The organism is Micromonospora cremea, assembly GCF_900143515.1.
In the GTDB taxonomy this organism is placed as follows: domain Bacteria; phylum Actinomycetota; class Actinomycetes; order Mycobacteriales; family Micromonosporaceae; genus Micromonospora; species Micromonospora cremea.
Genome location: NZ_FSQT01000002.1, coordinates 957,079 through 969,466, shown reverse-complemented (window position 1 = coordinate 969,466; position 12,388 = coordinate 957,079). Strand labels below are relative to the sequence as shown.

At 71.9% G+C, this 12,388-nt stretch carries 6 protein-coding genes; 5 read left to right on the top strand and 1 reads right to left on the bottom strand.

The window, feature by feature from the left end; genetic code table 11:
• The first annotated feature begins 166 nt into the window (after nucleotides 1-166).
• The 4 genes from BUS84_RS17800 (at nucleotide 167) to BUS84_RS17785 (ending at nucleotide 4,914) form a co-directional block, all read left to right on the top strand.
• On the top strand, nucleotides 167-577 hold the full coding sequence (locus tag BUS84_RS17800; RefSeq protein WP_074318894.1) for an Asp23/Gls24 family envelope stress response protein: 411 nt from the start codon (nucleotides 167-169) through the stop codon (nucleotides 575-577).
• A 107-nt stretch (nucleotides 578-684) separates the two neighbouring features.
• Nucleotides 685-2,373: a coenzyme B12-dependent isobutyryl-CoA mutase large subunit gene (icmA, locus tag BUS84_RS17795; RefSeq protein ID WP_074313990.1), complete on the top strand. Its 1,689-nt coding sequence runs from the start codon at nucleotides 685-687 to the stop codon at nucleotides 2,371-2,373.
• 216 nt (nucleotides 2,374-2,589) lie between these two features.
• A complete protein-coding gene (locus BUS84_RS17790) occupies nucleotides 2,590-3,513 on the top strand; it encodes a tetratricopeptide repeat protein (RefSeq protein WP_074313989.1) in 924 nt (307 codons plus the stop codon).
• A 66-nt stretch (nucleotides 3,514-3,579) separates the two neighbouring features.
• Nucleotides 3,580-4,914, top strand: a complete 1,335-nt coding sequence (locus BUS84_RS17785; protein ID WP_074313987.1) for an arginase family protein — start codon at nucleotides 3,580-3,582, stop codon at nucleotides 4,912-4,914.
• 138 nt (nucleotides 4,915-5,052) lie between these two features.
• Here BUS84_RS17785 and BUS84_RS17780 read toward each other — a convergent pair whose 3' ends face one another.
• Nucleotides 5,053-7,017 (bottom strand): penicillin-binding transpeptidase domain-containing protein, encoded by a 1,965-nt coding sequence (locus BUS84_RS17780; RefSeq protein ID WP_074313986.1) that lies wholly within the window; start codon nucleotides 7,015-7,017, stop codon nucleotides 5,053-5,055.
• A gap of 289 nt (nucleotides 7,018-7,306) precedes the next feature.
• Between BUS84_RS17780 and BUS84_RS17775 the strand changes: the two genes are divergently transcribed.
• Nucleotides 7,307-12,388 (top strand): NAD-glutamate dehydrogenase, encoded by a 5,082-nt coding sequence (locus tag BUS84_RS17775; RefSeq protein ID WP_074313984.1) that lies wholly within the window; start codon nucleotides 7,307-7,309, stop codon nucleotides 12,386-12,388.

Genomic DNA, 12,388 nt, shown 5'->3' with positions numbered 1-12,388 from the left:
CCCCGCCCCCCGCCGCCGCTCCCGTCGATCTAGGGCGCATCGTCGTGAGTTGATCTCCACAAGCGACGATAGTCCCTAGATCGACGAGGCAGTAGGCTCGCGGACGCGCGGGGTGGTTCGCGTGCGGCCGGAGGACGGCAGCGTGGATGAGAGCGGGGAGCGGGACGTGAGCGACGAGGCGACGCGGGAGCTGACCACGGTGCCGGCGGTGGCTGGCGGCACGACGCAGGTCTCCGACGAGGTGGTCGAGAAGATCGCCGTCGCGGCGGCCCGCGCGGTCCCCGGGGTGGCCGAGCTGGGCGGGGACGTCGCCCGGTTCTTCAACTCGGTCCTCGACCGGGTCGGGCTGGACCAGGTGGGCGATGCCCGGCGGGGCTGCTCGGCGCACGTGACCGGGGACGCGGCCGTGGTCAACCTGGTGCTGGTCATTCAGGCCGGCCAGCCGGTGCCGGAGATCACCGGGCAGGTGCGGGCCCGGGTCACCGAGGCGGTCGAGGCCTACGGGCTGCGGGTGGACGAGGTCAACATCCGGGTCGACGACGTGGCGATGGGCGGGCCGGCGACGCCGACCGCCTGACCGTCGGGGCAGCTCAGGTTACCCGCCGGTACGACGTGACTTAGCGATCGTTCAGGCAAGGGCTCTACACTCGACGTGCAGTCGAGGACCGAGGAGGAGCCCTGCGCATGGACGCCGACGAGATCGCCGCCGGACGGGCACGCTGGCAGGCCCGGTACGACTCCGCGCGCAAGCGGGACGCGGACTTCACCACGCTCTCCGGGATGCCGGTCGAACCGGTCTACGGGCCGCCCGAGGGTGCCGCCTACCCGGGGTTCGAGCGGATCGGCTGGCCGGGCGAGTACCCGTACACCCGGGGTCTGTATCCGACCGGCTACCGCGGTCGGACCTGGACGATCCGGCAGTTCGCCGGCTTCGGCAACGCCCAGCAGACCAACGAGCGCTACAAGATGATCCTCGGCGCGGGCGGCGGTGGCCTCTCGGTCGCGTTCGACATGCCGACCCTGATGGGGCGCGACTCCGACGACCCGCAGGCGCTCGGTGAGGTCGGCCACTGCGGCGTCGCCATCGACACCGCCACCGACATGGCGGCGCTCTTCGACGGCATCGACCTGGCCGGCGTCACCACCTCGATGACCATCTCCGGGCCGGCCGTGCCGGTGTTCTGCATGTACCTGGTGGCCGCCGAGCGGCAGGGCGCCGACCTGTCCAAACTGGACGGCACCCTGCAGACCGACATCTTCAAGGAATACATCGCGCAGAAGGAGTGGCTGTTCGACCCCGAGCCGCACCTGCGCCTGATCGGCGACCTGATGGAGTACTGCGCCCGGGAGATCCCGCGCTACAAGCCGCTGTCGGTCTCCGGCTACCACATCCGCGAGGCCGGCTCGACCGCCGCGCAGGAGTTGGCGTACACCCTGGCCGACGGATTCGGCTACGTGGAGCTGGGCTTGAGCCGCGGGCTGGACGTCAACGTCTTCGCGCCGGGGCTCAGCTTCTTCTTCGACTCGCACCTCGACTTCTTCGAGGAGATCGCCAAGTTCCGCGCCGCCCGGCGGATCTGGGCCCGTTGGCTGCGCGACGTCTACGGGGCGACCAGCGAGAAGGCCCTCTGGCTGCGGTTCCACACGCAGACCGCCGGGGTGTCGCTGACCGCCCAGCAGCCGGTCAACAACGTCGTACGCACCGCCGTCGAGGCGTTGGCCGCGGTGCTCGGCGGGACCAACTCGCTGCACACCAACGCGCTGGACGAGACCCTGGCACTGCCCACCGACGAGTCGGCCGAGATCGCCCTGCGTACCCAGCAGGTGCTGATGGAGGAGACCGGCGTGGTCAACGTGGCCGACCCGCTCGGCGGCTCCTGGTACGTGGAGGCGCTGACCGACAAGATCGAGGCAGAGGCGGAGGAGATCTTCGCCCGGATCCGGCAGCTCGGTGGGGAGGGCCCGCACCAGATCGGCCCGATGACCTCCGGCATCCTGCGCGGCATCGAGGACGGCTGGTTCACCGGGCACATCGCCGAGTCGGCCTTCGTCTACCAGCAGGCGCTGGAGAAGGGCGACAAGAAGATCGTCGGCGTCAACTGCCACACCGGCACGGTCGCCAAGGAGCTGGAGATCCTGCGCATCTCGCACGAGGTGGAGCTGGAGCAGCGCCGGGTGCTCGCCGAGCGCAAGAGCGCCCGGGACGAGTCCGCGGTCCGCGCGGCGATCGCCCGGATGGTCGACGTCAGTCGCACCGACCAGAACATGATCCCCGCCATGCTGGACGCCGTCCGCGCCGAGGCCACCCTCGGCGAGATCTGCGACGCCCTCCGCGCCGAGTGGGGCACCTACCGAGAACCCGCCCGCTTCTAACCCCCAACCCCCGTCCCCCCGTCCCCCCAACCCCCGTCGATCTTGCACCTGCTGCCCCGACAGATGCCGCAGATGCCGCGTCTCGAGGACAGAAAGTGCATGATCACGGGGGTTGGGGGCGGTGCGGGGCGGTGCGGGGTCGGTGTGGGTGAGAGTTGCAACGTCCCAGTTGCGGGTGAGCGGAGATCGCGGGCTCACGTGCGAGACTAGGTAACCATGAGCGACCCACGGATCACCTCGTCGATCTTCACCCGCGGCGCGGTCGACCTCAGCACGCTGCGCGGCCCCGCACCAGCCAGTACCCGCCCCGGCACACCCCCGCAGGGCGGCCCGTCCGCCGGCAATCCCGGCGCGCCCACCGCCGCCGGTAACGCCGCCATCGTCGACGTCACCGAGGCGACCATCCAGTCCGACGTGCTCGAGCGGTCGATGGCCATGCCCGTCATCGTCTTCTTCGGCGCGGCCGGCTTCCCGGAGAGCGACGAGTTCGCCCCGGTGTTGGAGCGGCTGGCCGCCGAGAGCGGCGGCACGTGGGTCCTGGCCCGGGTCGACGTGCAGGAAAACCCCCGGATCGCCCAGATGTTCCGGGTCCAGGGCATCCCCATGGTCTACGCGGTGGTTGGCGGCCAGCCGATCGACGCCTTCTCCGGCGTGGTGCCCGAGGCGCAGTTGCGCCAGTGGATCCAGGCCGTGCTGAAGGCCGGGGGCGTGGCCGTCGCAGAGCCGGAGGACCCCCGCCTCGACGAGGCGGACGACGCGCTGATGAGCGGCGATCTGGACGCAGCCGAGCGGGCGTACCGCAAGATCCTGGCCGACAGCCCGGCGGACGCCGCCGCCGAGGCGGGCCTGGCCCAGGTCGGGGTGGCCCGCCGGGTTGCCGGCGCCGACCCGGCAACCGCGCTGGCCGCCGCCGAGAGCGCCCCCGACGACGTGGCGGCCCAACTGCTGGCCGCCGACATCGAGGTGCTCAGCGGCCTGGCCGAGCAGGCGTACGCCCGGCTCGTCGGCCTGGTTCGGCGCACCGCCGGCGAGGACCGCGAGACGGTACGCCAGCACCTGGTCTCGCTGTTCACCATCGCCGGCCCGGATGATCCGGCGGTCGCCTCGGCACGCCGGGCCCTGGCCAGCGCCCTGTTCTGAGTTCGTAGCACGCCAGCGCGGGCCGGCGTTCCGGCCGGCCCGCCCGACCACCGAGGACGGGAGCTCATGATGCGCCGGATCGCCGTCCTCGACGCGCCGACAAATCTCGGTCTGCGGCCGCCGACGTCCACCTCGGTCCCGGGCTGCGCCAAGGCGCCCGGTGCGCTGCGCGACCACGACCTGCTGGCCCGACTGCGGGCCCGCGACGCCGGCTGCATCACACCACCCCGGTACGACCCGGGTGACTGGCGGCCCGGCGACGGGGTGTGCCACGCCCGGGAGATCGCCGACTACTCGCTGGCGCTCGCCGAGCGGATCGGCTCCATCATCGACCGGGGGGAGTTCCCGGTGGTGCTGGGCGGCGACTGCTCGGTGCTGCTCGGCTCGGCGCTGGCCATGCACCGCCTCGGTGAAGCGGTCGGCGGGCGGATCGGGCTGGTCTTCGTGGACGGGCACTCCGACTTCCGGCACCCCGGCAACGCCTCCTACGTGGGCGCGGCGGCCGGCGAGGACCTGGCCCTGGTCACCGGGCGCGGGCAGGCCGACCTGGCCGCGCTGGAGGGGCGCCGACCCTACTTCCGGGACATCGACGTGGTGGTGCTCGGCATCCGGGCGCAGGACGAATACCGGCTCGACCTCCAGGCCGCCGGGATCGTCACCCGGCCGGTGCCGGCGCTGCGCGCCGAGGGCGCCGCCCGGACGGCCCAGTGGGCACACGAACAGCTCGCCGACTGCGCGGGCTACTGGGTGCACATCGACGTGGACGTGCTCGACCCGGCGGTGATGCCCGCCGTGGACGCGCCGGACCCGGGCGGGATCGCCTTTGCCGAGCTGGAGATCCTGCTTGCCGGCCTGGTCGACACCCCGCACTGTCTCGGCGTCGAGCTGACCGTCTTCGACCCCGACTACGACCCGGACGGCTCCTACGCGGCCGAGATCGTCAACACGGTGGTGGCCGGCCTGGCCCCGGTCACCGCCCCCGAGGCGGTGCCGCCCCGGTTGCTGTCGGCCCGGCCGGCCGCCCCCACCCCACGGCGCGGCAACGGCCGGCCCGCGGTCGCCGCCGAGCGACCCGACGGACCGCGTCCCGCGGCCAGCGACGAGGCACGGCTCGGCGATCCCGCCGCGCTCGACTTTCCCGTCACCGCCGGCTCGCCCGCCGACGCCGAGCCTTCCGGCGTCCGCCCGTCGGTGGGCCGGCTGTCCCTCGGCGTTCCGGCCCCGGCCGAGCCGGAGCCGCTCGGCATCCTCGGGCCGGTCCACTCGGAGCCGGCCGGCATTCCGGCTCCGGTCGAGCGGGAACCGGTCGGCCCCCCTGCATCGGCCGGCCCGGGCCTGCTACGGCGACCCTCGCCAACCGCCCCGGACCCCACCGACCGCTCGAACGCGGACACGGCCTGACCCCTCCGCCCGACCAGGGCGGTCGCCTGCTCAAGATCAACGCGGTATCGCCGATGTCGGGGTGTCCAGACGGCTCGGATACCCCGACGTCGGCGACATCGAGTGGATCAGCGCTTGAGGAGCGCGCGGAACTGCGGATCAGCGGGCCGGGAGGGCGCGCAGGAAGCGCTCGGCGATCGGGACGGCCGACGCGGTGCTGGCACCGCCCTTCTCCACGAAGACGGCGAACGCGACGTCACCCCGCCAGCCGACGAACCAGGCGTGCGTGTGGGCCGGATTGTCGTCGTACTCGGCGGTGCCGGTCTTGCCGTACACCTCGCCGCCCGGCACGTCCTTGAGCGCGCTGCCGGTGCCGGTGGTGACCACCTCGCGCATCATGGTGCGCAGCGCCTCGACCGACTCCGCCTTGAGCGGCTCGCCGGCGGCGGCCGGCTTGGCCGGCGCCGGTTCGACCAGCAGCTTCGGCTGCTCGAAGCGGCCCCGGGCGACCGCGGCGGTGGCGCCGGCCATCGCCAGCGGGCTGACCAGTGTGGTGCCCTGCCCGAACGAGGCGGCGGCCTGCTCGGCGGGGCTGCCGCCCGCCGACACCTTGCCGGTGAACGCGTCCGTGCCGAGGTCCCACTGCCCCTCCAGGCCCAGCGAGCGGCCGGCGGCGGCCAGCCCGTCGCCTCCCAGCTTCGGAGCCAGCGCGGCGAACGCCGTGTTGCAGGACTTGGCGAAGTCGGTGCGGAACGGCACCGAGCCGAGTGCGAAGTTGTCCGAGTTCTTGAACGACCGACCGTCGACGGTGAAGGTCTTCGGGCAGTCCACCGGCCCGTCCAGCGTGACCGCGCCGCGGTCCAGCAGACCCAACGCGCTGACCATCTTGAACGTCGACCCCGGCGGCACCTGGGCGGTGAAGGCCAGGTTCTCCCCGGCCGGCCCGGGCCCGTTCGCCGCGGCGAGCACCGCGCCGTCGCTGATCCGCACCGCCACCAGGGCGGAGCGGCGCGGCTCGGCGCGCAGCGCCCCGTCGGCCGCGTTCTGGGCGGCCACGTCCAGGGTGGTCTTCACCGCCTGCCCGGGCTGCGGCTCCCGGCGGAACAGTTCGGTGCCGGTGGGCGCCAGCTTGCCGTCCTCGGCGGGGCGCTCGACCAGCACGGTCAGCCCCGGGCCACCGCGCAGCCGCTCGTCGTAGCGGCCCTGCAGCCCACCGTGCCCGACCAGGTCGCCGGCTACGTACCGGTCGGGGTGCGCGGCCAGGTCGTCGGCCTGCGCCGGGTCGACCGAGCCGAGCAGTGCCCGGGCGAACTCCCGGGTCGGGGCCAGGTCGAGCTTGTCGGACTGGAACTTGGTGCCGGGCAGGTCGTAGATCCGGGGCTTGATCTGCCGGTACGCCTCCTCGCGCAGCGTCACCACCTCGACGAAGGCGCCCGGCTCGGCCTTGGCCACCCGCTGCGGCAGATCGGTCAGATCGACCGCGGGGACCAGCGCCGGGCGGATCGCCTTGAAGGCCCCGTCGAGGTCCTTGACCAGCTTCTTGACGTCGGTGACCTCACTCGGCTGCACACCCACCCGGACCACCGGGCGGGGTGCCACGATCGGTTGGCCGGCGGCGTCCAGGAGCCCGGCCCGGGGACCGGTGTCGCGGCGCAGCGCCAGCCGGTCGCCCTTGGTGAGCTGTTCGTGCACCACCCGGGGCTCCCAGATCACCTGCCACTGGTCGTCGTCGCCGTGGGTGAGCCGCACCTCCCGGTCGTACGCCCAGCGGGTCTCACCGGGAAGCTGCCACTCCACCCGGACGCTCGCGGTCGCGGTGTCGGCGGTGATCTTCGGCTCACCGCGCCGGGTCAGCGTGGGCGGGGTGGCCGCCAGCTCGCCGGAGAGCTCCTTGATCTCGCGCGTCACCTCGGCGGCCGGCAGCTTGGCGCCGGTCGTGTCGACCAGGCCGACCGCCTGCAGGTCGCCGCTGCGCCAGCCGGCGAGGAAGGCGTCGACGCTGCGCTGCGGCCCGTCCTCGCCCGAACAGGCGGCCAGGAGACCGGCGGTGAGCAGGGTCGCGGCGAGGGCGGCGACACTCCGCCGGTGGTTCGGCCGGTGGGGCCGGGGGTACGACAAGGGCATGGAGCGGGTCCTTCCGATCTCGGACTGCCCCTGCACGGTAGTACGCGACCGCTGTTCCCAGCGTCCCTTAGTGCCGCCCGACGTGCGGAAAGACGGACCGCGCCGGTGTGATGAACATCGCGTGGCGGGGTATCCCGCAACCGGCCAACCTCGGACCCGCAACGGGTGAAAGGACAGAGTCCCGATCCGGACGTCCGGCCAGTGGTCCACCGACGAAGGTGCAGAGCGGTAGGCCTAGGCTGGGCGGCAGAGTGACCCACAACGCGGTGGGTCGAGGGGAGTGGCACCGATGGACCGGCGTCCGGCGATCAAACCGGAACCCGACCTCCGGCAGGATGACTCCGGCCGGGACGACGACAGCTTCGATTCGGCGACCGACGGGGACGGCTACGGCCGGCTCGACTCGGGAGCGACCGGGCTGACCGGGTCGAGCATCGACACCATCTACGATCTGGGCCTGCCGACCGAGGCGTTGGCCGACGACGTGGAGGACGCCGAGCTCGACGAACCGGTGCCCAACGCGGAGCGCCTTGTGGCGCAGGCTGTCGCGCTCGCCGGGGACGACCACGACGCGGCGACCCTGGTGGGGCGCTTCTGGCGGTTCGCCCCGGACGAGGAGTTGGTCGGCTTCACGGCGGAGGAGATGCTCGACGCGGCCCGCGCGCACCGGGATCTCGCCCAGCAGCGGGTGCCCGGCGAGCTGAAGCTGCGGATCCACGAACCGCACGCGGACCAGCACCACACGGTCGTCGAGATCGTCACCGACGACATGCCCTTCCTGGTCGACTCGGTGACCGCGCTGCTCAACTCGTACCACCTGGACGTGCACCTGCTGGTGCACCCGCTGGTCGTGGTCCGGCGGGAGCCGCTGGGCCGCCTCACCGAGGTCTCCGCGGATGTGGAGCCGGACGACGCGATCGCCGGGGACATCATCGAGAGCTGGATGCGGATCGAGATCGACCCGGTCCGGGACGCGGCCGAACGGGAGCGGCTGCGCCGCGAGTTGCAGCGGGTGCTCACCGACGTGCGGGAGGCGGTGGAGGACTGGCCCAAGATGCGCCAGCGCGCCCTGGCTCTGGCCGACGAGTTGGCCGCCGCGCGGACCTCCGACAACCGCCCGCCGGTTCCGGAGAAGGACATCACCGACTCGGTGGAGCTGCTGCGCTGGCTCGCCCAGGACCACTTCACCTTCCTCGGCTACCGGGAGTACCGGTTGGTGGATGCTCCCGGTGGTGAGGGCGCTGACGTGGTCGACGGCAAGGCGCTGGAGGCGGTGCTCGGCACCGGTCTGGGCATCCTGCGGTCGGACTCCCCGGAGGCCCGTTCACTGGCGTCGATGACGCCGGAGGCCCACGAGAAGGTGCTGGAGAAGCGCCTGCTCATCATCACCAAGGCCAACTCCCGGGCCACCGTGCACCGCTCGGCGTACCTGGACTACATCGGCTTCAAGATCTTCAACGAGGCCGGCGAGGTGATCGGTGAGCGCCGCTTCCTGGGGCTGTTCTCCACCGCCGCGTACCGGACCAGCGTGCGGGAGCTGCCGGTGGTGCGCCGCAAGGTGGCCGAGGTCCTGGACCGCTCCGGCCTGAGCCGGCGCAGCCACTCCGGCAAGGACCTGCTCCAGATCCTGGAGACCTACCCGCGCGACGAGCTGTTCCAGATCAAGACCGACGACCTGTACCACGCGGTGATCGGCGTGCTGCGGATGGCCGGCCGCCGGCAGCTGCGGGTCTTCCTGCGCCGGGACGCGTACGGGCGGTTCATCTCCTGCCTGATCTACCTGCCCCGGGACCGGTTCACTACTCAGAACCGGCTACGGATGCAGGACATCCTGCTGCGCGAGCTGAACGGTGTCGGGGTGGACTACACCACCCGGGTCACCGAGTCGATGCTGGCCCGGGTCCACTTCATCGTGCGCACCGACCCGACCCGGCCACCCGGCGAGATCGACGCCGACCTGCTCGCCGAGGAGTTGGCCGACGCGACCCGGCTCTGGGACGACGACTACCGGCTGGTGCTGGAGCGCAAGCTCGGCGACGAGCAGGCCAAGCACCTGTTCGCCCGGTACGCCGACGCGTTCCCGGAGGGCTACAAGGACGGGCACACGCCGTACGAGGCGATGAAGGACCTGGCCAAGCTGGAGCTGCTGGAGGAGCCCGGCCAGCTGGAGATGCACCTGTTCCGCAAGCAGCTCGCCCCCCGGCCCGGCACCCGGGTCCCGGGGGCCGACCTGATCGAGGCCATGGACGTCCGGTTCAAGGTCTACCGGTACGGCGAGCCGATGATGCTCTCCGCGGTACTGCCGGTGCTGCACTCGCTCGGCGTCCGCGTGGTCGACGAGCACCCGTACGAGGTGGACCGGGTCGACGGCCGGGTGTACCTCTACGACTTCGGCCTCATGCTGCCCGAGGGGCACCAGGAGCTGGCCGAGGTGCGCCCGCACGTGGAGAACGCGTTCGCGGCGGCCTGGCGCGGCGAGGCCGAGGTGGACCGGTTCAACGAGCTGGTGCTGCGCGGCGGGCTGACCTGGCGACAGGTGGTGGTGCTGCGGGCGTACGCGAAGTACCTGCGGCAGGCCGGCACGGTCTTCTCGCAGGACTACATGGAGCAGACCTTCATCGCGTACCCGAAGGTAGCCGCGCTGCTGGTGGAGCTCTTCGAGACCCGGTTCGCGCCGGGCGAGCTCAGCACGGAGCAGCGCCAGCAGCGCAGCGGTGAGCTGGTGGAGACGATCCGGGGCGCACTGGACGACGTGGCCAGCCTCGACCAGGACCGGATCCTGCGCTCGTACCTGACGCTGATCGAGGCGACCCTGCGGACCAGCTTCTACCAGAAGCCGGTCGGCGGGCGGCCGAAGGCGTACGTGGCATTCAAGCTCGATCCGCAGGCCATTCCGGACCTGCCGGCCCCGCGGCCGAAGTTCGAGATCTTCGTCTACTCGCCGCGGTTCGAGGGCGTGCACCTGCGGTTCGGGCCGGTGGCCCGGGGCGGGCTGCGCTGGTCCGACCGTCGGGAGGACTTCCGCACCGAGGTGCTCGGCCTGGTCAAGGCGCAGATGGTGAAGAACACCGTGATCGTGCCGGTGGGCGCCAAGGGTGGCTTCGTGCTCAAGCAGAAGCCGGGCGACCGGGACGAGGCGGTCGCCTGCTACCAGGAGTTCGTCGGCGCGATGCTGGACGTCACCGACAACATCGTCAGCGGGCAGATCGTGCCGCCCGTCGACGTGGTCCGCCACGACGGCGACGACCCGTACCTGGTCGTGGCGGCGGACAAGGGCACCGCGACGTTCTCCGACATCGCCAACGAGATCTCCGCGGCCCACAACTTCTGGCTGGGCGACGCGTTCGCCTCCGGCGGTTCGGCTGGCTACGACCACAAGAAGATGGGCATCACCGCCCGGGGCGCCTGGGAGTCGGTCAAGCGGCACTTCCGGGAGTTGGGCCTGGACACCCAGACCCAGGACTTCACCGTGGTAGGCGTTGGCGACATGTCCGGCGACGTGTTCGGGAACGGGATGCTGCTCTCCGAGCACATCCGGTTGGTGGCCGCCTTCGACCACCGGCACATCTTCCTGGACCCGGACCCGGACGCGGCCACCTCGTACGCCGAGCGCAAGCGGCTGTTCGACCTGACCCGATCGTCCTGGGAGGACTACAACCCGGAGTTGATCTCGGCCGGCGGCGGCATCTTCTCGCGTACCGCCAAGTCCATCCCGATCACTCCACAGGTCCGGGCGGCGATCGGCTTGGACGACGACGTCACGCAGATGTCGCCACAGGAGTTGATGAAGGCGATCCTCACCGCGCCGGTCGACCTGTTCTGGAACGGCGGCATCGGCACCTACGTCAAGGCGTCCAGCCAGACCAACGCCGAGGTGGGCGACAAGTCCAACGACGCGATCCGGGTGGACGGGCGCAGCCTGCGCTGCCGGGTGGCCGGCGAGGGCGGCAACCTGGGCTGGACCCAGCTCGGTCGGATCGAGTACGCGTTGACCGGTGGCCGGATCTACACCGACTTCATCGACAACGCGGCCGGGGTCGACACCTCCGACCACGAGGTGAACATCAAGATCCTGCTGAACACCGCGGTCGCCGACGGGGAGCTGACCACGGCCGACCGGGACGAGCTGCTGGCCGAGATGACCGACGAGGTCAGGGAGCTGGTGCTGCGGGACAACTACGACCAGGCCCGGGCGATCAACAACGCCCAGGCCCAGGCCGCCTCGCTGCTCCCGGTGCACCGCCGGATGATCAATGACCTGGAGCGCTCCGGCGCGTTGGACCGGGCGCTGGAGGCGCTGCCGCCGGACGAGGAGCTGGCGGTCCGCAGCGAGTCCGGGCTCACCGCGCCGGAGTTCGCGGTGCTGCTCGCGTACGTGAAGATCGTCCTTGAGCGGGAGATCCTCACCGAGGGGTTGGCGGACGAGGAGTGGACGACCGAGGTCCTGGTCAACTACTTCCCGACGCCGATGCGCGAGCGGTTCGCCGACCGGATGGGCCGGCACCGGCTGCGCCGGGACATTGTCACCACCGTGCTGGTCAACGAGGCGATCAACCGGGGCGGCATCTCGTTCGTCTTCCGGGTGGTCGAGGAGACCGCGGCCAGCGCGGCCGACGTGATCCGGGCGTACGTGGTGGTCCGCGAGGTGTTCGGGCTGCGTGAGCTGTGGGACGCGGTTGAGGCGCTGGACAACAAGGTCTCGCCGGAGCTGCAGACCAGCGTCTACCTGGACACCCGCCGGCTGCTCGACCGCGCGGTGCGCTGGCTGGTGACCAACCGGCGCTCGCCGATCGACGTGCCGACCGAGATCGCCCGCCTGCGGGACGGGGTGGCCCGGCTGCTGCCGGGGCTGGAGGAGCTGTTCTACGGCAGCGAGCGCCAGGCCATCGCGGCGCACATCGACTCGTCGACCGAGCGTGGGCTGCCTCGGGAGCTGGCGGAGCAGGCGACCCGGCTGATGTACAGCTTCGGCCTGCTGGACGTGGTGGAGACCGCGACCCGCAGCGGTCGGGACGTGGGCGAGGTGGCCTCGGTCTACTTCGTGCTCTCCGACCTGTTCCGGGTGGACTCGCTGCTGTCGAAGATCTCCCTGCTGCCGCGGGAGGACCGCTGGCAGACGCTGGCCCGGATGGCGCTGCGCTACGACCTGTACGCCGCGCTGGCCGCGCTCACCGCGGAGGTGCTCGACTCCACCCCGGACGAGCTGCCGCCGCACGAGCGGGTGCAGCAGTGGGAGCAGTCGAACGCCACCTCGATCCACCGGGCCCGTCGGGCGATGGGGGAGTTCGACGAGTCGCGGGCGGATCTGGCCGCCCTGTCCGTGCTGCTGCGCCAGATCCGCACCCTGGTGCGGACCTCCGCCGCCGCCTGA

What these genes read in the sequence shown, in the direction of transcription:
- icmA (WP_074313990.1), top strand. Translation starts at nt 685, where the DNA reads ATGGACGCCGACGAGATCGCCGCCGGACGGGCACGCTGGCAGGCCCGG.
- BUS84_RS17790 (WP_074313989.1), top strand. Translation starts at nt 2,590, where the DNA reads ATGAGCGACCCACGGATCACCTCGTCGATCTTCACCCGCGGCGCGGTC.
- BUS84_RS17785 (WP_074313987.1), top strand. Translation starts at nt 3,580, where the DNA reads ATGATGCGCCGGATCGCCGTCCTCGACGCGCCGACAAATCTCGGTCTG.
- BUS84_RS17780 (WP_074313986.1), bottom strand. Translation starts at nt 7,017, where the DNA reads ATGCCCTTGTCGTACCCCCGGCCCCACCGGCCGAACCACCGGCGGAGT.
- BUS84_RS17775 (WP_074313984.1), top strand. Translation starts at nt 7,307, where the DNA reads ATGGACCGGCGTCCGGCGATCAAACCGGAACCCGACCTCCGGCAGGAT.